The following is a 25,138-nucleotide window of genomic DNA, read 5'->3' as shown; positions in this document are numbered from 1 at the left end:
CCGACAACGAAACGCATCGGCACAGGAGTGCGTGGCCACTGGTAGCGCGTCGACGTTGACAGGAAATGGTTGTCAATCAACAATAGTTGTATGAATACAACTATTGGCGATGCACGGCGCGCAAAAAGCCATCCCAACCTCATTCTCGGCATCTGCTGCCTCAGCCTGCTGATGGTCGCGATGGACGCGACCATCGTCAACGTGGCACTGCCGTCGATCCGGCACGATCTCGCCGCGTCGGTGTCGGGGCTGCAGTGGGTGATTGATGCCTACACCATGGTGGTGGCCAGCCTGCTGATGCTGGCCGGCTCGATGGCCGACCGCTTCGGCAGGCGTCGCGTGTTTCAGCTGGGCATGGCGCTATTCATGCTGGGCTCGCTGCTGTGCAGTGTGGCGCCGGGCATCCACGGCCTGGTGGCGTTTCGCGTCGTGCAGGCGCTGGGCGCCACGATGCTCAACCCCGTGGCCATGTCGATCATCGCCAACACCTTCACCGAACCCAAGGCGCGCGCGCGGGCCATCGGCGTCTGGGGCGCGGTGGCGGGCGTATCGATGGCGCTGGGTCCGGTGATCGGTGGGGCGCTCACTGAAAGCGTGGGCTGGCGCTCGATCTTCTGGGTCAACCTGCCCATCGGTGCGGCGGCGATGCTGCTGGCCGCACGCTACATTCCCGAATCCAGGGCGCCGCGCGCAAGGCGGGTGGATCCCGTGGGCCAACTGCTGGTGCTGGTGATGCTTGCCACCGTCACGTATGCGGTGATCGAAGGCCCGCACGACGGCTGGGGCTCTCTGACGATCATCGGGCTGTTCGCCGCCGCGGCGCTTTCGCTGATCGCGCTGCTGGTGTACGAGCCGCAGCGCCACGAGCCGCTGATCGACGTGCGTTTCTTCCGCAGTGCGCCTTTCAGCAGCGCTACCCTGATTGCAATATGCAGTTTCTCGGCGTTCTCCGGCTTCCTGTTCCTCAACGCGCTGTACCTGCAGGAGGTGCGAGGCCTGTCGGCCTTCCACACCGGCTTGTGCACGTTGCCGCTGGCACTGGCGACGATTCTCTGCTCGCCGCTTTCCGGGCGACTGGTCGGCACGTATGGCACACGGCCTTCGCTGTTGGCCTCGGGCACCGCCACGGTCATCAGCGCGCTGATGATGACGCAGCTGACCGCCACCACGCCGCTGCCATTTCTGCTTCTGACCTACGTGATCTTCGGCATCGGCTTCGGCATGGTGAATGCGCCGATCACCAATACCGCCGTATCCGGCATGCCCAAGGCACAGGCCGGGCTGGCGGCCGCGGTCGCGTCTACCAGCCGGCAGATCGGCGCCTCGCTCGGCGTCGCGCTGGCCGGCACCATCCTGGCCGGGCATGTGCACAGCGGCTTCGCCGAGGCATCGCATCCGTTCTGGTGGATCATCACCGGCGGCGGCATCACGGTGCTGTTTCTCGCCTGGCTGTCCAACACGTCCTGGGCGAAAGACACGACGCGTCACGCCGCACATCTGCTGGAAGAAGCGCCGACGGGAGCGCCGGCATGATGGCCCCAGCCCAGCGCGGCAGCGAAGCCGATCAGATCTGGCAGATGATGGTCGGCCTGGTCTGGGAAACCCGCGGCGAATGGCGCCGCAAAGTCAGCGAGGCCACCGGCCTCCCCTTCAGTCGCACGCGCGTGCTGCGGCGGCTGTTCGCCGCGCCGATGACCCTGACCCAGCTGGCCGAGGTGACCGACAGCGATGCGCCGGCCACCACTGTCGCCGTCAACGATCTTGAAGATCGTGGCCTGGTCGTACGCAAGCCGCATCCAGAGAACAAGCGCGCCAAGCTGGTGTCGCTCACCCCCGCCGGTCAAAAAATGATCGAGCTGGTACAACGCACCGTGCGCGACGATGCGCCGCCGGGCGTCCATGATCTTTCCAAGACCGACCTCGCCCACCTTCGCCGCATCCTGCAGCGGATCGAACGTGCTGAGCGCTGACGATCGGGCAAAGATGGCCCGTCGAATGCGATGGGCCGGAATCGCGTTCGAAATCGTCATGGCCAGTGACCGATGCAAAGACGGCACGTCCAAACGCACGTCGCCATGACGGCCGACAGGAGAATCCCTGGACGCGCCGCGAGCTCTCCTTCGCCTGGAGATAACGGCAATGTCCGACCCGCTGAAAACCACGCGCCACGGTCGCGCGGCGGAGACAGCCTGACAGCAGGAGTAGCCGGAAGACTGACCCAATGCTCTCCGCCATTGCTGGTGGATATCCGCGCAAACGGTCTGCTCGACGCGAACGATGCTCGGCCCCTGGATTGGCACAGGTTGCGTCGATTGCGATTTACGACACTCGTCATCTGACATGCACTGCAACAGAGCACTGACCTGGCGACCGGAACCATGAAGCAATCCTGCCGGGCTCCGGGCTCAACACTCGCTGCTGCAATGCACAATTTTTGATCTATTTACCTTTTGAGGGCTTGCCGGACGCAAAAAAGTATCTGTTTCGTGTCCCAATTTCGGTAGTTGAAGATCAGCGATGGCGCTACTGTCGTGCGCTGACGGCTCGTAATCGTTTCATCTGAATTACCAGTTGAAACAAAAAGCGCGTCAGGAGGACGACGATGCCATCTGCTCTCATCGCAAGTGAATGTCAGTGTGGGACGTGCGCTCGCTGCCGATGCGTCCGCTCCGATGCTCGCAGCGTCGAGAGTGCGCAACCGGATCTGGAATTGGTCGCCGTCCCGCGGGATGAATCGTTCAAGATCTGGTCGCATGGCTATCCGTATCGCACGGTGCGCTGGCACTACCACCCCGAATACGAAATCCACCTGATCACTTCAACGACAGGGAATTATTTCGTGGGGGATTACATCGGTAGTTTCGAGCCGGGCAATCTCGTGATGACGGGAAGCAACCTGCCGCACAACTGGGTGAGCAACGTTCCGGACGGCATTCGCATTGATGAACGCTGTCTCGTACTGCAGTTCGATGCTGATTTCGTTGCTCGCGCCATCGCCGTATTTCCCGAATTCAAGAACGTCGAGTTTCTGCTCGATGCTTCCAGCCGAGGGCTCCTCTTCACGCCGAAAATCGCAGCCGCGGCGGAGCCGATTATGCGGGAGATGCTGTCCGCGCGAGGACTGCGGCGTATCACGCTGTTCGTCACCCTGCTCGATTTGCTGATGCAAAACGTGGAACGGGTAAGTCTATCCAGCGCGACCTATCGCGCAGACCCCGAACGCTACGCGGAGTCGCGCATCAACCTCATTCTTGCCTATATCGGCAAGAATCTGTCGCGAGAATTGCGCGAAACGGAGCTGGCCGAAATCGCGGGCCAGAGTGCGAGCGCGTTTTCGCGATATTTTCGTCGACACACAGGTGTGCCTTTCGTCCAGTACGTGAACCGGCTGCGCATTAATCTCGCGTGCCAGCTGCTGACATCAGGCGAACTGACCATCACCGATATCTGCTATCGGGTGGGATTCAACAACCTCTCGAACTTTCATCGCCAGTTTCTGCTGCAAAAGGGCATGGCTCCTTCGCGTTGGCGTGCCTACCAACAACTCAATGCTGCAAGCGCGGCGGGGCCGAACAGAGTCGAACGCACCCTTCAGGCGTTCGGCTGAAAGCCCGTTCAAACAATACCTCAGACCACAGCATTCGCGTTGCGGCGACTGCGGGGACATGTCCGGGATGCCACCGCTCAATGCATGAAGGGTTACAACACGCGTCACCCAACCGACGGCAATTCAGTGCCGGCCTTTTTCACATACGGAGAAATCGATGAACACACTTTCGAACCAACTGATCGGCGCCATCGCTCTGACCGTGATGAGTGCCGCCGCATCCGCCGCAGCGCCAGGTGGCACCGTCGCATTTCTTATGCCGGATCAGGCGTCGACGCGTTACGAACAACATGATTTTCCCGGTTTCAAGGCCGAGATGGCCAAAATTTGTCCCAACTGCAAGGTGCTTTACCAGAACGCCAACGCTGACGTCGCCATGCAGCAACAGCAATTCAATTCGGTCATCTCGCAGGGCGCCAAGGTGATCGTGCTCGACCCGGTGGATTCGACCGCGGCCGCGTCGCTGGTCCATCTGGCGCAGAGCCAGGGCATCAAGGTCATTGCCTATGACCGACCGGTACCCTCGACGCCAGCCAATTACTACGTGTCTTTCGACAACGAAAGCATCGGCAAAGCAATCGCGCAGTCGCTCGTCCAGCACCTGAAAGACACCGGCGTATCGCCGGCCAAGGGTGGCGTGCTTGAAGTCAACGGCTCGCCCACCGATGCAGCGGCCGGGCTGATCAAGAAGGGCATCCATGCCGGACTGGCGAACAGTGGCTACAAGACGCTTGCCGAATACGACACGCCGGAATGGGCTCCTCCAAAAGCTCAACAGTGGGTCAGCGGGCAGATCACCCGGTTTCCTGCCCAGATTGTGGGTGTCGTGGCTGCCAATGACGGCACCGGGGGCGCGGCTGTGGCGGCCTTCAAGGCTGCCGGCGTGAATCCGGTGCCCCCGGTGACGGGCAATGACGCAACCCTCGCCGGGCTGCAGCTCATCATCGCCGGCGATCAGTACAACACCATTTCCAAACCTAGCGAGATTGTGGCAGCCGCCGCGGCGAAGGTGGCCGTCGATTTTCTGTCCGGCCAGACGCCAAAGGCGCAGACCACCCTCTTCAATACGCCTTCCCAGCTGTTCACTCCAGCCGTGGTGACGGCAAAGAATCTCAAGAGCGAAATTGTCGACAAGAAAATCGCGAGCGCCAGGGATCTGTGCACCGGCCGGTACGCCGACGGGTGCAAAAAGCTGGGAATCGCCCCTTGATTCGACGCGAAGGGCATGGAGCCCAGCTTGCGCTGGGCTGTTCTACGCATCATCAGGTATCTGTCCCATGACTAGCGCTTCGACAACACAATCGCCCGCCGGAAAGCTCGTGCTCAGCCTGCGCGGCGTCTCGAAGAATTTCGGGGCCGTGTCGGCCCTGACGGATATCGAGCTCGACGTCCACGCGGGCGAAGTGGTCGCTCTGGTGGGCGATAACGGCGCCGGAAAATCGACGCTGGTCAAGGTTCTTGCCGGCGTCCATCAGCCCACCACCGGCACGATCACCTTTGACGGCAAGGCGGTCACGTTGCCGAACCCTGCCGCGGCGCTCGACCTTGGCATCGCCACGGTATTCCAGGATCTCGCGCTGTGCGAAAACCTCGATGTCGTGGCGAACATCTATCTCGGGCGCGAGCTCAGTCCTCTGCGCCTGGACGAAGTCGCCATGGAAGTGAAGGCATGGACACTTTTGAACGAGCTGTCGGCGCGCATTCCGAGCGTCCGCGACGTGGTCGCCTCGTTGTCGGGTGGGCAGCGCCAGACGGTGGCCATCGCCCGCTCGCTGCTGCTCGATCCCAAACTGATCATGCTCGACGAGCCCACCGCGGCGCTGGGCGTGGCCCAGACTGCCGAAGTGCTGAACCTGATCGAGCGGGTGCGCGACCGCGGCCACGCGGTGATCATGATCAGCCACAACATGGAGGATGTGCGCGCCGTCGCCGACCGGATCGTCGTGCTGCGGCTGGGTCGCAACAACGGCGTGTTTTACCCCGACTCATCGAATCAGGAACTGGTCGCCGCGATCACCGGTGCCGACGAAAACGCCGTGTCCCGCCGTGCCGTGCGACGCCGGGCCGAACAGAGCGCCGGCACAGGGGAACCGTCATGAGCAACGAACCACAAGGCGCTACGCAGGTGTCCACCCTGCTCGACCGCAGCGATGTCCGCGTCAAGCACGTTGCCGGAATCGGCGGCGCCATCGCCGCTTTTTTTGACCGGCTGCGCTCGGGCGACCTGGGCTCCCTGCCGGTCATCGCGGGCCTGGTCATCATCTGGACCGTATTCGCCAGCCTGAACCCGGTCTTCCTGTCCGCCAACAACCTGGTGAATCTGCTGTTCGACTGCTCGACGGTCGGCGTGATCTCGCTGGGCATCGTCTGCGTACTGATGGTGGGACAGATCGACCTTTCGGTGGGCTCACTGAGTGGCTTCGCGTCGGCGCTGGTCGGCGTGCTCTGGGTCAATCATGGCTGGCCGGTTCCGCTGGCGATTGCCGCCGCCATTGCCGTGGGTGCGCTGTTTGGCGCGGTGTACGCGCTTTTGCTCAACCGCCTCGGCATGCCGAGCTTTGTCGCGACGCTGGCAGGGCTGCTCGCGATCCTGGGGATGCAGCTATACATCCTGGGCGACAATGGCTCGATCAACCTGCCGTACGACTCGGCGCTGGTCAACCTCGGGCAGCTGATCATCATTCCCGCGGTCGTTTCGTATCTGCTCGCGCTGGCACCGGGGGCCGTGATGATGATGCTGGGTTGGCGCACCCGCGAGCGTCGGCGGGCGTCCCATCTCTCGGCGGCGTCGCTGGGTAGCCTGCTGCTGCGCAGCGTTGCCCTGACCGTGCTGCTGGAAGCGGTCGTTGCGTATCTCAACCACGGCCGCGGCGTGCCGCTGATGTTCGGCATTTTTCTCGGCCTGGCCGTGGCGATGGACTATGCGCTGAAGCGGACGCGCTGGGGCCGCTCGATGAGTGCCGTGGGCGGCAACCACGAGGCTGCCCGACGGGCCGGTATCAATGTCACCGCCATCTACACCAGCGCGTTTGTGCTGTGCGCGAGTTTCGCCGCACTCGGCGGTGTGCTGACGGCGGCACGGCTGGCGTCGGCCAGCCAGCAGGCAGGCACCGGCGACGTGAACCTCAATGCCATTGCGGCGGCGGTCATCGGTGGCACCAGCCTTTTCGGCGGCCGCGGCAGCGCGTATTCGGCGGTGCTCGGCATCATCGTGATCCAGTCGATTGCCAGCGGCCTGACGTTGCTGAACCTGTCGTCGTCGCTGCGCTTCATGATCACCGGCGCGGTACTCGCCATCGCGGTCATCGTGGACTCCCTCGCCAGGCAGTCACGAGTTTCACACGGCCGCGCATGAGTTGCAGCAAATCTGGAGCATCAAATGACTGACATGTTGAAGGGAAAAATTGCCGCCATCACTGGTGCGGCGTCCGGCATCGGCCTGGAATGCGCGCGCACGCTGATCGCCGGGGGCGCGAAGGTCGTGCTGATTGATCGCGCCGGTGACAGGCTCAGGCAACTGTGCGCCGAACTGGGGCCGAACGCGCTGCCGCTGGTGGTTGACCTGCTGCAGCCCGCGGAAGTTTCCGCGCTGCTGCCGAAAATCCTCGAGCTTGCGTGTGGTCTGGACATCTTCCATGCCAACGCCGGTGCCTACGTCGGCGGCGATGTGCTGGAAGGGAATCCGGACGAGTGGGATCGCGTGCTCAACCTCAATGTCAACGCCGCGTTCCGATCGGTTCACGCCGTGTTGCCGCATCTGGTCGCGCAGAAATCGGGCGACATCATTTTCACCAGCTCTATCGCGGGTATCGTCCCGGTCGTGTGGGAGCCGATCTACACCGCGTCCAAATTCGCGGTTCAGGCTTTCGTCCATACGATCCGCCGCCAGCTGTCGAAACATGGCGTGCGGGTCGGTGCGGTGGCGCCGGGTCCAGTCGTTACGGCGCTGCTCGACGACTGGCCAAAGGCAAAGATGGACGAGGCGCTCGCCTCGGGCAGCCTGATGCAGCCCAAGGAAGTCGCCGATGCGGTGCTCTTCATGCTTACCCGGCCACGCAACGTGACCATTCGCGATCTGGTCATCCTTCCGAACAATGTCGATCTCTGACTCGCTCAGCGGACGCTCTGCATGGCAAACGTGGCGCTCGCGTCGGCGCAGCCGCGATCTGTCAGGACAACACGCCATCGAGACGGCAAGTTATGACTTCTGAAAACCCGACCTCCAGCACGGCCGAGCGCGAGCGTTATGTCATCGGCGTCGACGTCGGTACGGGTAGTGCCCGTGCCGGCATCTTCGATCTCACCGGCCGCATGCTGGCCTCGGCCAGCCGTGACATCACGCTCTTCCGGGAAAGCGGATCGATCGTCGAGCAGTCCAGTAGCGAGATATGGACTGCCGTTTGCCATTCGGTGCAGGCCGCTTTGGCGCTGGCGGCGGTTTCGCCAGAACAGGTTGCCGGCATCGGCTTCGATGCCACCTGCTCGCTCGTCGTTCTCGGTGCCGGCGGGCAGCCCTTATCCGTCGGCCCCACCGGACAAGCCGAGCGCGACATCATCGTCTGGATGGACCATCGTGCCGTGGCGCAGGCAGAACGCATCAATGCGACCGGCCACGATGTACTGGCATTTGTCGGTGGCAGGATTTCGCCGGAGATGGAAACGCCCAAACTTCTTTGGCTGATCGAGAACAAGCCGGACGTATTCGCATCGGCATGGCAGTTTTTCGACCTGACCGATTTCCTGACATGGCGCGCGACCGGCGATCTCTCCCGCTCCACCTGCACAGTCACCTGCAAGTGGACCTATCTCGCACACGAGCGGCGCTGGGACGAAAGCTATTTCCGCACCGTCGGACTTGGCGTGCTGGCAGAGGAGGCGTTCGCCCGTATCGGTCAAACGGTGGTCGATCCCGGAACGTCACTCGGCCACGGGCTGACGTCGAAGGCAGCGGCAGATATGGGCTTGCTCGCTGGAACGCCGGTCGGCGCGGGCATCATCGACGCCCACGCCGGAGGCATCGGCACCGTCGGCGCCGGGAGTGCGCCCGAGAGCTGCCTTGGCTACGTTTTCGGCACGTCATCCTGCACCATGACCACAACCCTGAGTCCGGTCTACGTGCCCGGCGTGTGGGGGCCGTACTTCTCGGCCATGGTCCCCGGTGCGTGGCTGAACGAAGGCGGTCAATCGGTGGCAGGGGCTGCGATTGATCGCCTGCTTGCGATGCACCCGGCAACGCCGGATGCTCTACGCCGGGCGGAGCATTTGGGCCAGCCGCTGCCCGTCATGCTTGCCGGGCTTGCCGCGAAAGCAGCCAACAGCCTGTCGAACACGGTGTGGCTGGCCAAGAGCCTGCATATCGTGCCGGAATTCCTGGGCAACCGCGCGCCGCTCGCCGATCCTCACGCCAGGGCGGTGATCGCGGGTCTCGGCATGGAAAATGATCTGGACAGTCTGGTTGCCCTCTACATCGCCGGCATCTGCAGCATCGGTTACGGCCTGCGCCAGATCATCGAGGCGCAGGCGATCGCTGGCGCGCCGGTCGAGCGGGTGGTGATCAGCGGCGGCGCCGGTCAACTCGACCTGGTTCGGCAACTGCTGGCGGATACCACCGGAAAGGTCTTGGAGGCCACCGCAGCGAAAGAACCCGTGCTGCTCGGTGCCGCGATGTTGGGAGGCGTCGCTGCCGGCCTGTTCGACGACGTGCGCTCGGCGATGACCAGCATGTCCTCCATCAGCCAAACCTTCGATCCACAATCCGGAGACATCGCGGACTTGCATGAGGCGAGGTTTCACGCTTTTCAGCAACTGCAGAAGGTGGCCAGAGAGATTCGGTAACCCGATCGTTCTTCGGCTCTCCCAGTGCGGGGCGCCGTTGCTGCCACCACCCACCCGGTCGCGCCATGAAGCACACGGCCTGTACCTCTGCGCGAAAAGCCATCTACTTTTTTGCTCTGCAGGCACTGGCAGGGATTTCAAAATCGGTTCGCTGATTCGCACCCATCGAGACAAGCTTCGAGCTGTTTGAATCTTGTTGCGAGGCGGCACTGCCAACTTGGGTAGAAGAATGGATAAAAAAAATGCCCGCACAAGAAAGCCCCTGTATGCAGGGGCTTTCTTGTGCGGGCAGTGGCGGAGAGAGTGGGATTCGAACCCACGGTAGGCTCACACCTACGGCAGTTTTCAAGACTGCTGCCTTAAACCACTCGGCCATCTCTCCATGAACTTGTAATCGATGGTCGCCTAGCGGACTCCATCGGTTTAGATCTGTAGTGCTAACTGAGCGTCGCAGTTTATCAGGAACCTGGCATGGGACGAACCGGGGCGTCTTTTTTTGAGAGCGCGACCAGGCAGCCGACCACGATGGCAATAGGAATGGCGGCGGCCAGCAGCGGAAACAGCAGTACCGGTTCGCGGCAGACCATCGGCACGATCTGCGTGGCACTGGCGAGGGCGATCACCCACAGGCGCCAGCGGCGGCTGTGGCGGCCGAACCAGAAGCTGGCCAGCACCAGTACCAAGGCGGCGATGGAGAGGATCAGGTCGAGCGTGGGCAGTTGCCATACCGTGGCAAAGGCGAGGCGCGTGCCGATAAACGAAGCGAGCACGACGAGCAGGCAGATGCTGGTAACCTTTTCCACCTTGCTCCAGCGTCCTTGCGGCTGGCTGCTCGGCGTCGAAATACCCTGCGTCAGCCCGCCCTGCACCGGTGCGTTCATGCAATGCGATCCAGCCCGGCCATGTACGGGCGCAGAACCTCAGGCACGATGATCGAGCCGTCGGCCTGCTGGAAGTTTTCCATCACGGCAATCAGGGCGCGGCCGATGGCGAGGCCGGAGCCGTTCAAGGTGTGCACGAGTTCGGGCTTGCCGGTGTCGGCGTTGCGCACGCGCGCCTGCAGCCGACGCGCCTGGAAATCTTCGCAGTTGGAGCAGCTGGAGATTTCGCGATAGGTCTGCTGGCTCGGCAGCCACACTTCGAGGTCGTAGGTCTTGGTCGACTGAAAGCCCATGTCGCCGGTGCACAGCAGCAGCTTGCGATATGGCAGGCCAAGCTTCTGCAGCACGGTCTCGGCATGGCCGACCATTTCCTCGAGCTGGTCGTAGGAGTCGGCGGCGCGTGCCACCTGCACCATCTCCACTTTCTCGAACTGGTGCTGGCGGATCATGCCGCGCGTATCGCGGCCATAGCTGCCGGCCTCGGCGCGAAAGCACAGCGAGTGCGCGGTGAAACGCAGCGGCAGCGCGTCGGCGTCCTGGATGGTGTCCCGCACCAGATTGGTCAGCGACACTTCGGCCGTGGGGATCAGGTAACGCGTGGTGTCTCCGATCTCGGTCGCGAACAGGTCGTCCTTGAACTTCGGCAGCTGGGTCGTGGCCAGCATGCTCTCGGCGTTGACGATGACCGGCACGTTGCATTCGAGGTAACCGTGCTCGCCGGTGTGCAGGTCGAGCATGAACTGGCCGAGCGCGCGGTGCAGGCGCGCCAGCTGCCCGCGCAGCACGGTGAAGCGCGCGCCGGACAGTTTGGCGCCGGCATCGCCATCGAGCCAGCCGTGCTTTTCGCCGATCTCGACGTGATCCTTCACGGCGAAATCGAACGTCGCCGGCGTGCCCCAGCGGCTTACTTCGAGGTTGTCGCTCTCGTCCTTGCCGATCGGTACGGACTCGTGCGGAATATTGGGGATGACCAGCGAAATCTCGGACAGCTTGGCCTGCACCTCGGCCAGCGCCTGCTCGTTGGCCTTGAGCTTGTCGCCGATACCGGCGACCTCGGCCATCAGCGGCGCAACGTCTTCGCCCTTGCCCTTGGCCTGACCGATCGCCTTGGAGCGGGTGTTGCGCAGGTTCTGCAGATCCTGCGTTTCGGTGGACAGCTGCTTGCGGATGTTCTCCAGCGCCTCGATGGCGGACACGTCCAGCGAGTAACCGCGCGTTTCCTTCAGACGTGCAGCGGTTTCGGCGAGGCGCGAACGCAGCAGTGCGGGATCCAGCATGATCGAGTCCAGAGTGAGGCTTGAACCGCGAATTATCGCCGCCGGGCGGCAATGCCCGCAATGACGATCGCTCGGGCGGCGCGGCTACTTGCCGCGCGCCTGCGCCCGCGCAGCACGCAGCGCCAGCAGCTTTTCGCGCAGCTGCAGCTCCAGCCCGCGCTCGACCGGCTCGTAGAACACGCTGCCGGCCAGCTCGTCGGGCAGGCACTGCTGATCCAGGGCGATGCCGCCTTCGGCGTCGTGGTCGTATTGATAACCCTTGCCGTAGCCAAGGCCTTTCATCAGCTTGGTCGGCGCGTTGCGCAGGTGCATGGGGACCTCAAGCGTGCCCTGCTCCTTGATCGCGGCGCGCGCCTTGTTGTAGGCCACGTAAGCCGCGTTGCTCTTCGGCGCGATGGCCAGCCAGATCGCCAGCTGCGCCAGGCCCAGCTCGCCCTCGGGGCTGCCCAGGCGTTCGTAGGTGTCCCACGCGTCCAGCGCCATGCGCCAGGCGCGCGGCTCGGCCAGGCCAACGTCTTCGACCGCCATGCGGGTCATGCGGCGGGCCAGGTAGAGCGGATCAACGCCACCGTCGAGCATGCGGCACAGCCAGTACACCGCCGCATCGGGGTCGGACGAGCGCACGGATTTGTGCAGCGCGGAGATCTGGTCGTAGAACTGCTCGCCCTGCTTGTCGAAGCGCCGCGTGCGGTCGGCCAGCACCTGGCTGAGGGTGGCGTCGTCGATGCGCCCTTCCTCGGCGAGTTCGGCGGCGATTTCCAGCAGGGTCAGCGCGCGGCGCGCGTCGCCATCCGCGGCCTGCGCGATCGAATCGAGCGAGCTATCGGCTACCTGCAGGTGTTGATCGCCCAGGCCGCGCTCGGTGTCGAGCAGCGCGCGCTTCAGCGCGGCGACGATGTCGTCTTTCGAAATCGGCTCCAGCACGTGCACGCGGCAGCGCGACAGCAGCGCGGAGTTCAGTTCGAACGACGGGTTTTCGGTGGTGGCGCCGATAAAAATGATCACGCCCTTTTCGATGTGCGGCAGAAAGGCGTCCTGCTGGGTCTTGTTGAAGCGGTGCACCTCGTCGACAAACAGCACGGTCTGCCGGCCCTGGGCAAAGTTCACCTCGGCTTCGGCCAGCGCCTTGCGCACGTCCGGCAGGCCGGAAAGCACGGCGGAAATCGCGCGGAAATCCGCGTCCGCATAGCGCGCCACCAGCAGCGCGAGCGTGGTCTTGCCGCAGCCCGGCGGCCCCCACAGCACCATGGAATGCACCTTGCCGGCCTCCAGCGCGCGGCGCAGCGCCTTGTCGGCCGCGACGAGGCGCTGCTGGCCGACAATCTCGTCGAGACTGCGCGGACGCATGCGCTCGGCCAGCGGCTTGAGCGCGTCGGATTCGGGGAAAAGGCCCGGTGAAGAAGAAAGAGGCATGGCGACAGCGACCGTGGCGATCAGCGGGAACGTCCGAGGAGACGTCGATCAGGATCGGTCATTATCGCGCCTGGATTGTTTAAGCAGGCTCAACGCCATCCACGCCACGAGCAGCGCGCCGCCGACCAGCACCAGCCACAGCAGCATCTTGCTCCAGTCGTAGGATGGCGCGGGTGGCTGCAATGCGGCCGCACCGCCGGCATCGCTGCGCGCGCCGAGCGTCGCCAGCGGCGGCTGCCAGTCCATGGCCGAGCCGGCCGGACGCATGCGCGCCAGCGCCGCATCGACCGGATAAACGCCGCGCCGCGCCGCATGGCTGCCGACCAGCAGGCTGTATGGCGCTGCACCCTCGGCCAGAAAAACGAACGCGTCGGCGTGCCAGCCCACGGCGAGTGTCGGCGGCTGCGACAACGGCGTATCGGTATGCAGGCGAAGTCGCTGCACCCGCACGGGGTCGAATACGGCGCCCCCGTCAATCGCTTGGCTGCCGCCGAGTTGCACCGCAAGCATGGTGGTGAGCGGCACGTCGTAGCTGCCGTCGTGATCGAGCAAAACGAAGCGAGCGGCGGTGTTCGCATCGGCGAGAGTGACGCGCGCGGCGTCGATCGGCAAGGCGGCCGGCAGAATAAAGTCATAGTCGGTAGCACCGCTTGCCGAAGCGGCAGCCGGTGACGACGGTACGGTCAGCCACTGGCGTGACTTCGCGCGATCGTCCGATGCATCGGCCAAGCTTCCGCTCAACAGCACCGCCGGCGTCTGCTGGCTGTCCCACGGGCTGTCGCCGTCGATCAGGCGCAGCCGGTAGTAGCGCGCCGGCGCGCCGCCGACGCGGATCTTGCGCTGCTCGACCGCATCGCCGCCGCGCCTGAGGCTGACAATGGCATTGTCCTCGCTGCGCGTTTGCCATTGCTGCAGATCGTTGCTGGCATCCACGGCGAGTCGAATGCGCAAGTCCTGCGTGAATGCAGACGGATCGATCTCGATGCTGTCCAGACTCACCGAACGGCGCGCATCGAGCAGCCACTGGCTGGGTCGTGTCGCGCCGCCCACCGTCGATTGTCCGATCACGATGTCGCCGTTGGCGCTGCGCTGCACGCGCACGTTGCCCGCCACGTTTGTGCTGTCGGCGGGCAGCGGCAGCAGATGCGTGCTCAGAGTGTACGCATGCGATGGAAGTACCGCAGGGGGCAGCAGTGCAAACGGCACCTCGCGCCCCTGCGCGTTGACCACGACGATGTCGCGCAAGTCGGCCGCGCGATTGGAAACCGCATACACCGCCGGCGTCAGCTCGACCCGCCATGCCGCGCTGGCGCCGTGGGTGTTCAGCGCGAAGCGATAGGCGTAATCGGAAGTGCTGAGCGCCGCGGCGTAACCGGACAGCAGCAACAGCACGGCAGCGAGCAGGCCGCGCCGAATCGGCCAAATCTCACGACGCATCGGCGGCCTCCGCGGGCTCGGCCTCGACGCGCTTCGGCGGTGCCGGTGCGAGATAACCGATCACGGTGCACAGCACGCCATACGCAATGAACGAGCCGATACCGAACAGGTTGCCCAGATGGCCGCGATCGATCAGCAGCAGCTTGGCCAGCACCACCGCCATGGTCACCGCGCCCGCCAGCCACACGCCGCGCTGGCCCCGGCGCGAGCCCCAGACCCAGGCCAGCAGGCCAAGCGCGCTCCACACCACGGTGAGCGACATCTGCGCCAGGCTGGAGTGGCCAAGCGCATCGTCCCACGGCACGCCAGCGAGTTGATGCACCGCGCGCAGCGTGGCGCTGGTGGCCAACGCCATGAAAAGCAGACCCAGCACCATCGGCCTTTGCTGCCGGATCGCCTGCGACGTAGCGCCCTGGCCAGACCAGCGCGCGGCGCAGAAAAGCACGAGCAGCAGCATCAGGTCGATTGGGTTGAGGATGGGCACGTAGCGCAGCGGCAGCGCGTTGCCATCCATGAACAGCGCGCCGATCCAGAGAAAGCCTAGCCCAAGCAGCAACGAATACTGCAGCGGTGCACGCAACCGCGCCCAGTGTTCCGGCAGCGGCTGCGCGATCCACAGCGGCCTGCTCAGGCTCAACCAGAGCACCGCCGTCATCGGCACCACGATTATCAGCAGCACCCAGCTGTCGGACAACTGCAGCCGCGGCGCCAGCCATACGTGCACCGCAAAAACCACCAACAGCAGCCAACGCCACAGCCATAGCCACTGTGCCAGCGTTGCTTCCAGCGGCCGATCGCGCAGGCACTGCAGCGTGCGCCAGCCGATCGCCCCACCGACCAGCACGGCCAGCAGGTTGCGTGGCCACCAGAAAAACTGCAGCGGCAGCATCAGCAGAAACATCAGCGGCGAAGTAAACGCCAGGGCACGGCCCAACCCATGTTGCGTGACTCGCCGCGCCACCTCGGCGGCGATCCAGGCGGTGAACGCAAACAGCAGCGTCGTGGCGGCCGCGTCGTCGTGGCCCGAAAGATAGCGATGGATTTCGACGCTGTTGGCGCCCAGCCAGCAGCAAAGGCCATAGGCGTACAGCAGGATCGATGCAAGCTTCTGCACAGCGCCACTGCCAAGGCGCGCATAAAAACCGCTGCTGGCAAATGCTCCCGCGGCCAGCAGCAGCAAGCCGATAAAATCGCGATCGGTCCAGGGCGCAAAGTCGGCCAACGTGCTGTCCAGAAGACTGATAACCAGCGCGATAGCCGCAAACAGCTGCAGCGCGATACCACCCCAGCGCGACAGCCAGCGCTGCTGGCGCAGGCCCAGCCAGATCAGCCCCGCGCCTTCCAGCGCAAACACGCTGCTGGTAAGACTCGCGCTAAGGGCCAGCGGCACCGCCAGCGTCGCCAATGCAATGGCCAGCACCGCCCAGGCATCGCGCAACACACCAAGTCCGTCGCGATCGCGGATGCGCCACGCTATGGTCAGATAGATAACCGCCGCTGCGAGTGCCGAGATGGCCAACGGTTTCGCCTGCCAATGCAACAAGGCACCCTGCAGCAGCAGGCTGATCAGCGGGTTGCCGAACAGCAGGCAGCCGTCGATGATGCGACTGCTTCGCTCCGACGGCGCGCGCAGCAGGTACAGCAGCGGAATCACCAGATAGAAAAAGAAGTTGAGTATGAGAAACGGCTCGGTGCCCGCGAACAGCGCGGGCTCGTATTTCAGAACGCCCCACGCCGTGCCGATGCCGAAGGTCGCCACAAAGCCAAGCAGATTCAGCACCCGCCACGATCGCTTCCACGCGATGCCGAGAATCGCCAGATTCAACAGCGCGTAGTAGGAGAAGAGCGCGACCTGACTGCCGTTACCGGTCGACACCAGAATCGGCGCGGCAAAACCGGCGACCAGGCCGAGCACGGCCAGCGCCAGCGCATCCTGCAAAACCGCCAGCATGCCGATGCCCGCCACCAGCACGATCAGCAGTCCGAACGCGGCCACCGGCGGCAGCAGGCCATAGAGGCGAAACGAGGCAAACACGGTGATCAGCAGCACGCCGATCGCGCCGCCCTGCAGCGATAGCGCAAACCCGCGACGCACGTCACGCTGACGCCAGCCAAAGGCCAGTGCGGCTATCGCAGTCAGCGCGACAAACGTCACGCGCAGACCAATCGGCAGGCGCAGCAGGCCGTTGTCGGAGGCGTATTTCAACAGCGCCGCCACACCGGCGAAAAGCACCAGCATGCCGATCTTCACCGGCACATTGCCTTCAGTGAACCAGCCCCTGATGCGCGCCGCCGTCCGTTCGATAAAGTCGGGCGCCGAGGGCTCGAATGGCGGCATCACGACAGGCGGGCGCGCGGGCGTCGTTGCTGACGCAGGCGCGGGGCCTGCGGCAACCGGCGCTGAACGAAACGCGTTATCCAGCGCTGCAATATCAGCGCGATCGATGTCGCTTGAGGGCGACGCCGGCAGCGGCGGCGCACCGACGATTTTTGGCGAGGCGAGCGGCGGCGACCCGGCAACGCGATGTGCGATCAGCTCGTCGAGCTGCCGCCGCGTGCTCTCAAGGTCGCGGCTCACGCGCGACAGCCGCGCCCACAGCAAACCCAGCATCGCGCCGAGCGCCATGCACGCGAATACCGCGCTGCCGTTGGCGATCAGCGCAAAAAGTAGGAAACCTGCGACTGCCCAGACGATATACATGGCCGCTCCGTGGATAACGTATCGATTCCCCTGCACCCGCGCTCTTTCGCCGGGCGTCAATCAACGCGCGCCGAGTCTGTCACGGAAGCCGATGCCTGCAAAGCAGGTGCATCACCCGCCGGGCTCGCTAAGACTCAGGTTGGTGCCGGCTCACATACACGTGATAGCCGAGGCCGGTGAGCCCGGTCAGGGCGGCGGGAATCAGCAGGGTGTATTCCTGCAGCCAGCGGTAGGCCAGCCCACCAAGCAGACTACCCGCCAGAAAGCTGCCGATCAGCATCAGGCACAGCCGCAGGCGCAGCATGTCCGCCTTGAGACCGCGCAGCAGCTGGCCCAGCGCGATGCCCAGATCGGTAAACGTCCCCGACAGATGCGTCGTGCGCAGCACCGTACCGGAGTACGTGCTGGCCATCGCATTCTGCAAACCGCACGCGGCGGAGGCGGCATAAAGGCCCATATCCATCCGCGCATGCAGCAGCGGCACAGCGATAAGAAGCAAACCCGATTCCACCAGCAACGCGACGCCATATCGCCGGCCCAGCTGCAGGGTATGGTGCTGCACGATAAAGCCGCTGAGCATCGCGCCAAGCAGAAAGGACAGCAGCACCAGCAACCAGTGCAACCCATCGCCGAGGTCGGAACCAGCCACCGCAATGCCGAGCAAGGTGGTGGTGCCGGTCAGATGGGAAATCGCCTCATGGCGAAAACCCAGATAACCCACTGTATTGATCGACCCCGCAATACACGCCAGCAGACTGCCACCGAACCAGGCCCAGCGCGGCAGCTGGCGAATCATGCGCAGGGTCGATAGACGCTCATCGCGTCAGTCTTTCAGCGGCTGCGTGGTGATCACCGGCGCGTCGCCGATTACGTCGGTGCCCTTCGGTGGCACGAAGTTGAACGTGGATGCGGGGACGGCCGCATTGCGCTGCCATCCGGAGAAACGGATGTCGGTGGTGGAGCCGAGCTGATCGCGGAACGTCATGCGCGCCAGACCGTTGGCGTCGAAGCCTAAGTCGGCATAGTCGAACTGCGGGTCCTTGCTGGTCGAGGTGAGCCGCAGCCACTGCAGGCCGTCGCGTTCGCCCTGCTCGCTCACCTTGAAATTCTTGTCGATCTGCTTGACGTCGGTGAGAACGGTCAGCGGGCTGTGCGCCTCTTCGCTGCTCTGCACGCGCACGGTGACCTGCTCGAGCTCCGGGTCGTAGATCCACACCCGGCTGCCGTCGGCGACGATAGTCTGCGTGTACGGGGTCAGCGTGTCCCAGCGAAACTCGCGCGGCGCTTCCATCGCCAGGGTGCCGGCGCTGGTCTTGGTCGACTTGCCGTTGATGTCGGTCAGCGACTGGTTGAACTGCCCGGTCAGCGAATGCAGGTTCTGCGCAAACGCGTCCAGCCGCGCGCGCGCCGCGCCGGCCTGCTCCGCGTGGGCCGCACCCATCACTCCCAAAGCGAGAGCGGCGGCGGATAGAACAAGGGTCAGGCGCTTCATGGAATTTCCTGCAACGATAAGTGGGCGGGTCGACGCGCAGTTTGCGCATCGTCGACTTAATGGCAGCTAGTCTAAGGCGGTAGGCCCGGTATCGATACTTTCGGCGCCCTGTTGACCATCCCAAGCCGCAAGTCTTGCGCTTGCCGATCGGCTGGTTGACCGCCCGAGCGCATGATCGACCCGCCCATTCACACCCACTTTCCCACTGCATCGGCAAGCTTGCTCCATGAATGACCAAACCACGAAACACCCTGAAATCTGGCTGATCCGCCACGGCGAAACCGAGTGGAGCCTGTCCGGGCAACACACCGGCCGCACCGATATCCCGCTCACTGAAAACGGCCGACGCCAGGCCGAAGCGCTGGAGCCGGTGCTCGCAAAACAGCCGTTCGACCACGTGCTGTGCAGCCCGCTGACCCGCGCCCAGGACACGTGCCGACTGGCCGGCCTGGGCGCTCAGATGGAATTGGAAACGCGCCTGCTGGAGTGGAACTACGGTATCTACGAGGGCCGCAAGACGCAGGATATCCGGCAGGAAACGCCGGGCTGGTCGGTCTGGGATTCGCCGATGCCCGAAGGCGAGGATGTGGCGGCGATCCAGCAGCGTGCCGAGTCCCTGATCGGCCATCTGCTGACGCTCGACGGGCGCATCGCCCTGTTTGCCCATGCGCATATCCTGCGCGTGCTGGCCGGCTGCTGGATGGTCGACGATGCCCGCCTCGGTGCGCATCTGGTGCTGGGCACCGCGTCGATCAGCAAGCTCGGCTTCGAGCGCGACGAGCGCGTTATTGCCCAGTGGAACGCCCTGCATAGCTGAGCGCGAAACCTCTTTGTATCTTCCACTAGGCATTAGCATGCAACCTAATCGTACCGGCCTGATCGGCTACGGCGCCGCCGGCGCCACGTTCCACGCGCCGCTGATCACGGTCGAGCCGCGCCTGCGGCTGGCGCGCGTCGCCAGCAGCCGGCGCGAGGATATCGCCCGCGCCTTTCCCGAGGTGCAAATCGATGCCTCGCCCGAGGCGCTGATCGAAAGCGCCGAGGTCGACCTCGTCGTCATCGCCACGCCGAACGAAACCCACTACCCGCTTGCGTTGTCAGCGCTGCAGGCCGGCAAGCATGTGGTGATCGACAAGCCATTTGCCGTGACAGTGGCGGAAGCGGAAACGCTGGTCGCGGAATCGGAAAAGCGCGGCCTGAAACTCAGCGTATTTCAGAACCGGCGGTGGGATGGCGATTTCCTCACCGTCACCGATCTGATCCAGCGCGACGTGCTCGGTTCGATCAATTATTTCGAATCGCACTTCGACCGCTTTCGTCCGGTCATCAAACAGGGCTGGCGAGAACAGGCCAAGCCCGGCTCGGGCGTCTTCGTCGACCTGGGCGCGCATCTGATCGATCAGGCGCTGCAGCTGTTCGGAATGCCGGAGGCGATCACCGCGGACATCGCGATCCAGCGCGAGCAGGCGCAGATCGACGATTACTTTCATGTGGTGCTGCGCTACGGCCGACGCCGGGTGGTGCTGCACGCCTCGACGCTGGCCGCGGCGCCGGGGCCGCGCTTCACCGTGCACGGCTCGCGGGGCAGCCTGGTGATCACCGGCCTTGATGGACAGGAGGCTGCGCTCAAGGCCGGCAAAACGCCGAACAGCAACGATTGGAGCAGCAGCACCTGCACCTCAACGGCCATACTCATCCGCGCCGACGAAAAGGAAGCTATTGAAGTCGCTGCCGGCGACTATCCCAGTTTCTATCGCGGCATGGCCGCCGCCATCGAGGGCGAAGGCGACGTGCCGGTGCCGCCGCGCCAGGCGCTCGACGTTATGCGCGTTATCGAACTGGCGCAGCGAAGTGCAAGCGAAGAAAGAACGATCGCGCTTTAGCGGATTGCAGCGACTGCGGCATCGCCCTCATACGACTGTTCAGAGATCGATGCGGCTGGCGCACTCGCTCGAGGAGCAACATTCCGCGCGAAGCGCGTCGAGCGCCGTGACGAAGGCGGACGCACGGTCCATGCCTAGATAGATCGTGTCGACCGGTCGGACTACGCCATACATGCCTTCGACCTGCACCCGATGTTGCAAACGAAGGCACACGTTAGGCTGACCCGCGCCGGCGAGATTCAGATGTCCTCGAGCACGGTAGTTCACCGGCTCAGCGACGCGCTCTACCGCGACAATCGAATGCAGCGCAATCACGCGCTCATGCACGCGCAGACCGTGGCGCAGATACAGGTTTTGGCCATCCATCGATACCGGGCAAACCTGGCAGGCCCGATAGTGCGCCCACAAAAAGAGCAAGCCGTAAGCGGTCAGCCCATCGGTGATCCAGGCCAGCGGATGGCTGAAGAGCTGCAACAGAAAATGCTGCGCCGGCATTCCAATCAGCAGCAGCACGAGGTATCCCTGCAGGTTCGCCGCGTAGGCATCCTTCAGGTGATAGCTGAAATGTTGATCGCCGCAGTAACGCCATGTTCCTTGGCGAGGCATCAGCGCGTGAAGCCACATGCGCGCCTCGAAACCGACGGCTCGACCGAAGGCACCCGTGCCAAAACGCTGGGCGATCACTTCCTGTAGCGCGTAATCCGGCTGGCTCACGCGCACCGCCGACCCCGCGTAACGAAACATCTGCACGATCAGGAAACATTCGGCTGCCGCCACGCCGAACAGCAGCAGCACACGCAACACCGACAGTTCATGGGTCGCTTCCGATGAAAGTGCCGGCATCAGATACCTGGCGACCAAGAGGCCCAGTGCAGCGACACCGACCGCACTTCGCCACGCTCTTTTTCGATCGCGCCGAAACATCCACCAGCTGAACGCCGGCGCGCTCAGAAGAAAATCAAACAACACAGGCCCGCGGGGAAAGTTTGCCAGGCGTGGCGACAGGCTGGCGCCATGCTGCAGCACCCACCAAGCAAGCGCGTAGAGCGCGGCAGCAAAAGCCAGCGAACTCAATCTGGCTTGCAGCAAGTCGCGGCGACTCATGCTGATGGGTTGCCGCATCGGATCAGTTCTTCGGCGGTGGCGGCGCCAGCACTTCGCGGTTGCCGTTGTGCTGGGGGGCGCTGACGACGCCGTCGGCTTCCATCTGCTCGACCAGTCGGGCGGCGCGGTTGTAGCCGATGCGCAGGTGACGCTGCACGCCGGAGATCGACGCGCGGCGGGTCTGCGTGACGATGGCGACCGCTTTGTCGTACAGCACGGTTTCAGCGTCGCCGCCGCCTTCTTCGCCATCCTGCGGCAGGCCGGAGTCGTTGATGAACTTGCCGTCGCTGGTGGCCTGCACTTCTTCCAGCACGCCCTCGATGTACTGCGGCGCGCCCTGCGATTTTAGCCACGCGACGACCTGATGCACCTCGTGATCGTCGACGAAGGCGCCATGCACGCGCTCGGGCGTGGCCGTGCCCGGCGGCAGGTAAAGCATGTCGCCGTGACCCAGCAGGGCTTCAGCGCCGGACTGGTCGAGAATCGTGCGCGAGTCGATCTTGCTGGAAACCTGGAAGGCGATGCGCGTAGGGATATTCGCCTTGATCAGGCCGGTGATCACGTCGACCGACGGACGCTGCGTGGCGAGTATCAGATGCACGCCGGCGGCACGCGCCTTCTGCGCCAGTCGCGCGATCAATTCTTCGACCTTCTTGCCGACGATCATCATCATGTCAGCGAATTCGTCGATGATGATCACGATGTACGGCAGCGGCTCCAGCTGCTCGGCCGCAAGATTGGGCATTTCGGGGTTCGGTCGGAACAGCGGATCGAGCAGCGGCTGACCGGCGTTCTCGGCGTCCTTCACCTTCTTGTTGAAACCGCCGAGGTTGCGCACGCCGACCGCGGCCATCAGCTTGTAGCGGCGCTCCATTTCAGCGACGCACCAGCGCAGCGCGTTGGCCGCCTCTTTCATGTCGGTGACCACCGGCGCCAGCAGATGCGGGATGCCCTCGTACACCGAGAGCTCCAGCATCTTCGGGTCGATCATGATCATGCGCACGTCTTTCGAGCTGGCCTTGTACAGCAGGCTCAGCACCATCGCATTGACCGCCACCGATTTGCCCGAGCCGGTAGTGCCCGCCACCAGCAGATGCGGCATCTTGGCCAGATCCACCACCACCGGCTTGCCGCCGATGTCCTTGCCCAGCGCCAGCGCCAGCGGCGACTTCAGCTGGTCGTACTTGTCCGAGCGCAGAATCTCCGACAGATAGACGATCTGCTTGTTGGTATTGGGGATTTCCAGGCCAATGACGTTCTTGCCCGGAATCACGTCGACCACGCGCACGCTGACCACCGACAGGCCGCGGGCGATGTCCTTGTCAAGGCTGGACACCTGCGAACCGCGCACGCCGGCGGCCGGCTCCATCTCGAAGCGGGTGATCACCGGGCCCGGATAGGCGCCGACGACCTTGGCCTCGATCTTGAAGTCCTTGAGCTTGAACTCGACCTGGCGCGAGAGCACCTCGAGCGTTTCTTCCGAGTAGCCCGGCCCCTGCGGCGGCGCTTCGTCCAGCAGCGACAGCGGCGGCAGTTCGCCCGGCGTGGCCGCGCCGGCAAACAGCGGAATCTGCGTTTCCAGCTTGGCCCGCTCGCTCTTGACCACCGGCGCCGGCGGCGACTCGATGCGCACCGGTTCGCGGTTGGCCTGCTTGATCGCATCGGCCTTCTTCACCACGTCGCGCTCGGTGCGGGCCTGACGCGCGGCCATCGCCTGCGGCGCCTCGCGCATCTTGCCCTTGAACCAGCCGCCGAGCCGAAGCACGGTCTGGCCGGTCCAGTCCATCAGCTTGAACCACGAGAGGCCCGTGGCCAGCGTCACGGCGACCAGAAACATCGCCAGCAGCAGTAGCGGCGCACCTTTGTCCAAAGCCTGCGAAAGAGGACGCCCGACCCACAGGCCGATGATGCCGCCGGCGCCCTGCGGCGGCACGGGATCATCGCCAAAGTTTAGATACAGCAGCGCGGGGCCGGTGATGAAAAAGAAGACCGAGCCGATCAGCCGCAGCGACGGCTCCCACGCCTGCACGCGCCGCTCGCCGCGCTGGCGCAGCACCTGCACGCCCAGCAACAGCAGCAGCAGCGGAAAGCAGTAGGCGACGTAGCCAAAGATCCAGCGCAGCAGGTCGGCGATATGCGCGCCGAACGTGCCGCCGAAGTTCTGCACGATGTTGATCTGGCTGGCATTGGTCCAGCTCGGATCGCGTGCGTCGTAGCTGAGCAGGCAGACCAGCAGATACAGCGCCAGCGGCATCAGCAGCAGAGCGCCGGCTTCACGCAGCCGGCGCTTCAGCTCGTCGCTGAGGCCTTCCCTGGGTTGCTGTTTTGCGGTTGCAATGCGCGCCACCTTGGAAGGCTTCCCTTTCGCGGACTTGCTCAGAGCATACCCTGCAATGCCGGATGCACCAGCTTGCCGCCGTCGATATTGATGCCGCCGCTCAGCGGCGCAAACTCGCGCCACTCGTTGCCGGCCGCCAGACGCTGCACGTACGGCAGGATCGCCGCCGATATGGCCACCGACGAGGTCTGCGGCACCGCGCCCGGCATATTGGTGACGCAGAAATGCGTCACGCCGTGCACGTCATAGGTCGGCTCTTTCCAGGTGGTCGGCTTGGAAGTTTCGAAGCAGCCGCCCTGATCGATCGAAATATCCACCAGCACGCTGCCCGCCTCCATCGTCTTCACCATCGCCTCGGTGACCACGCGAGGCGCTTTGGCGCTGGGAATCAGCACGGCGCCGACGACGATGTCGGCATTGCGCACTTCTTCGGCCACGGACGACTCGTAGGCGTACAGCGCGGTGACGTTCGGGCCCATCGCCATCATTTCGGCGAGGCGATCCTGGCGCTTGTCGAATACCACCACGTTGGCACCGGCCGCGGCGGCCAGCGCGGCGGCGTTGCCACCGGCCGCACCGGCGCCCAGCACCACGACCTTGCCGCGCGGGGTGGACGCCATGCCGCCGAGCAGCTTGCCCTTGCCGCCCTGCGGACGATGCAGCAGCGTGGTGCCGATCTGCGTGGCGATACGGCCGGCGATCACCGACATCGGCAGCAGCAGCGGCAGCACGCCGTTCTCGTCCACCGACTCGAACGCGATGCCGGTCAGGCCGATATCGAGCAGGCTCTTGGTCAGCGCGGGCTCGGCCGCCAGGTGCAGGTAGCAGAACAGCAGGTGATGCTTCTTCAGCAGAGCCAGATCACCGGCGACGGGCTCCTTCACCTTGACGATCAGCTCGCCGGCTTCGTAGAGCGCCGCGGCGTCGGCCACGATCTTGATGCCGGCGCTGCTGTAGGCCTCGTCGGCAAAGCCGCTTTTCAGGCCGGCACCGGCCTGGATGAATACCTCGTGGCCGCGGCGCACCAGATCGGCGGCGGCGGCGGGCACCAGGGCGACACGACCTTCGAGGGTCTTGGTTTCGGAGGGGATACCGATGCGCATGGGAGGCAGTCCTGTGGTTGTCATGGCAGGCGCTATGGGAACGCGCCGAAGGGGTTGGGGGCGGGAT

Annotated in this window: 20 protein-coding genes and 1 tRNA gene; 10 read left to right on the top strand and 11 right to left on the bottom strand. The window is 64.3% G+C overall.

What is annotated here, in order from left to right; translation table 11 throughout:
* Positions 1-90: 90 nt before the first annotated feature.
* The 8 genes from ACDK93_RS09290 to ACDK93_RS09255 all read left to right on the top strand — a co-directional run bounded on the left by ACDK93_RS09290 (position 91) and on the right by ACDK93_RS09255 (position 9,442).
* The gene (locus ACDK93_RS09290) at positions 91-1,533 is read left to right on the top strand and encodes an MFS transporter (protein ID WP_458072288.1); all 1,443 of its coding nucleotides are present in this window, start codon (positions 91-93) and stop codon (positions 1,531-1,533) included.
* Positions 1,530-1,970 carry a MarR family winged helix-turn-helix transcriptional regulator gene (locus ACDK93_RS09285; RefSeq protein ID WP_458072287.1) on the top strand — a complete coding sequence of 147 codons (441 nt, stop codon included), beginning with the start codon at positions 1,530-1,532 and terminating at the stop codon, positions 1,968-1,970. The genes ACDK93_RS09290 and ACDK93_RS09285 overlap by 4 nt, the downstream gene beginning before the upstream one ends.
* Positions 1,971-2,710: 740 nt before the next feature.
* Complete coding sequence (locus tag ACDK93_RS09280) at positions 2,711-3,607, top strand: AraC family transcriptional regulator (protein WP_458072286.1); 897 nt, start codon at positions 2,711-2,713, stop codon at positions 3,605-3,607.
* A gap of 256 nt (positions 3,608-3,863) precedes the next feature.
* Entirely contained in the window at positions 3,864-4,817 is a 954-nt protein-coding gene (locus ACDK93_RS09275) for a substrate-binding domain-containing protein (RefSeq protein WP_458072285.1), read from the top strand.
* 109 nt (positions 4,818-4,926) lie between these two features.
* Positions 4,927-5,706: an ATP-binding cassette domain-containing protein gene (locus ACDK93_RS09270; RefSeq protein WP_458072284.1), complete on the top strand. Its 780-nt coding sequence runs from the start codon at positions 4,927-4,929 to the stop codon at positions 5,704-5,706.
* Positions 5,703-6,962, top strand: a complete 1,260-nt coding sequence (locus ACDK93_RS09265) for a sugar ABC transporter permease (protein WP_458072283.1) — start codon at positions 5,703-5,705, stop codon at positions 6,960-6,962. Before ACDK93_RS09270 ends, ACDK93_RS09265 begins: the two co-directional genes overlap by 4 nt.
* A gap of 24 nt (positions 6,963-6,986) precedes the next feature.
* Positions 6,987-7,715: an SDR family oxidoreductase gene (locus tag ACDK93_RS09260; protein WP_458072282.1), complete on the top strand. Its 729-nt coding sequence runs from the start codon at positions 6,987-6,989 to the stop codon at positions 7,713-7,715.
* Between the two features lie 92 nt (positions 7,716-7,807).
* Entirely contained in the window at positions 7,808-9,442 is a 1,635-nt protein-coding gene (locus tag ACDK93_RS09255) for an FGGY-family carbohydrate kinase (protein ID WP_458072281.1), read from the top strand.
* Between the two features lie 292 nt (positions 9,443-9,734).
* Here ACDK93_RS09255 and ACDK93_RS09250 read toward each other — a convergent pair.
* The 8 genes from ACDK93_RS09250 to lolA all read right to left on the bottom strand — a co-directional run bounded on the left by ACDK93_RS09250 (position 9,735) and on the right by lolA (position 18,643).
* A tRNA-Ser gene (locus tag ACDK93_RS09250) sits at positions 9,735-9,824 on the bottom strand.
* 76 nt (positions 9,825-9,900) lie between these two features.
* Positions 9,901-10,323, bottom strand: coding sequence for an LrgA (locus tag ACDK93_RS09245; protein ID WP_458072280.1), 423 nt, complete (start codon positions 10,321-10,323; stop codon positions 9,901-9,903).
* Positions 10,320-11,600 (bottom strand): serine--tRNA ligase, encoded by a 1,281-nt coding sequence (gene serS, locus ACDK93_RS09240; protein ID WP_458072279.1) that lies wholly within the window; start codon positions 11,598-11,600, stop codon positions 10,320-10,322. The genes ACDK93_RS09245 and serS overlap by 4 nt, the downstream gene beginning before the upstream one ends.
* Positions 11,601-11,684: 84 nt before the next feature.
* Complete coding sequence (locus ACDK93_RS09235) at positions 11,685-13,013, bottom strand: replication-associated recombination protein A (protein ID WP_458072278.1); 1,329 nt, start codon at positions 13,011-13,013, stop codon at positions 11,685-11,687.
* A 48-nt stretch (positions 13,014-13,061) separates the two neighbouring features.
* On the bottom strand, positions 13,062-14,450 hold the full coding sequence (locus ACDK93_RS09230; protein ID WP_458072277.1) for a DUF3999 family protein: 1,389 nt from the start codon (positions 14,448-14,450) through the stop codon (positions 13,062-13,064).
* Positions 14,440-17,151 carry a DUF2339 domain-containing protein gene (locus ACDK93_RS09225; protein WP_458072276.1) on the bottom strand — a complete coding sequence of 904 codons (2,712 nt, stop codon included), beginning with the start codon at positions 17,149-17,151 and terminating at the stop codon, positions 14,440-14,442. Before ACDK93_RS09225 ends, ACDK93_RS09230 begins: the two co-directional genes overlap by 11 nt.
* Positions 17,152-17,278: 127 nt before the next feature.
* A complete protein-coding gene (locus tag ACDK93_RS09220) occupies positions 17,279-17,947 on the bottom strand; it encodes a YoaK family protein (RefSeq protein WP_458072275.1) in 669 nt (222 codons plus the stop codon).
* Positions 17,948-17,974: 27 nt separating this feature from the next.
* Positions 17,975-18,643, bottom strand: coding sequence for an outer membrane lipoprotein chaperone LolA (gene lolA, locus ACDK93_RS09215; RefSeq protein WP_458072274.1), 669 nt, complete (start codon positions 18,641-18,643; stop codon positions 17,975-17,977).
* 226 nt (positions 18,644-18,869) lie between these two features.
* Between lolA and ACDK93_RS09210 the strand changes: the two genes are divergently transcribed.
* Positions 18,870-19,460, top strand: a complete 591-nt coding sequence (locus tag ACDK93_RS09210; protein WP_458072273.1) for a histidine phosphatase family protein — start codon at positions 18,870-18,872, stop codon at positions 19,458-19,460.
* Between the two features lie 37 nt (positions 19,461-19,497).
* Entirely contained in the window at positions 19,498-20,526 is a 1,029-nt protein-coding gene (locus ACDK93_RS09205) for an oxidoreductase (protein WP_458072272.1), read from the top strand.
* Between the two features lie 39 nt (positions 20,527-20,565).
* Here the strand turns inward: ACDK93_RS09205 and ACDK93_RS09200 are convergent, their stop codons facing one another.
* From ACDK93_RS09200 to ald, 3 genes are all read right to left on the bottom strand, one after another.
* Positions 20,566-21,630, bottom strand: coding sequence for a hypothetical protein (locus ACDK93_RS09200; RefSeq protein ID WP_458072271.1), 1,065 nt, complete (start codon positions 21,628-21,630; stop codon positions 20,566-20,568).
* Between the two features lie 22 nt (positions 21,631-21,652).
* Complete coding sequence (locus ACDK93_RS09195; RefSeq protein ID WP_458072410.1) at positions 21,653-23,884, bottom strand: DNA translocase FtsK; 2,232 nt, start codon at positions 23,882-23,884, stop codon at positions 21,653-21,655.
* 122 nt (positions 23,885-24,006) lie between these two features.
* Positions 24,007-25,071, bottom strand: a complete 1,065-nt coding sequence (ald, locus tag ACDK93_RS09190; RefSeq protein ID WP_458072270.1) for an alanine dehydrogenase — start codon at positions 25,069-25,071, stop codon at positions 24,007-24,009.
* Positions 25,072-25,138 lie beyond the last annotated feature (67 nt).

It is taken from the genome of Rhodanobacter sp. BL-MT-08 (assembly GCF_054161255.1).
The sequence above is the reverse complement of the archived record's forward strand: the minus strand, read 5'-3'. Positions and strand labels throughout refer to the sequence as shown.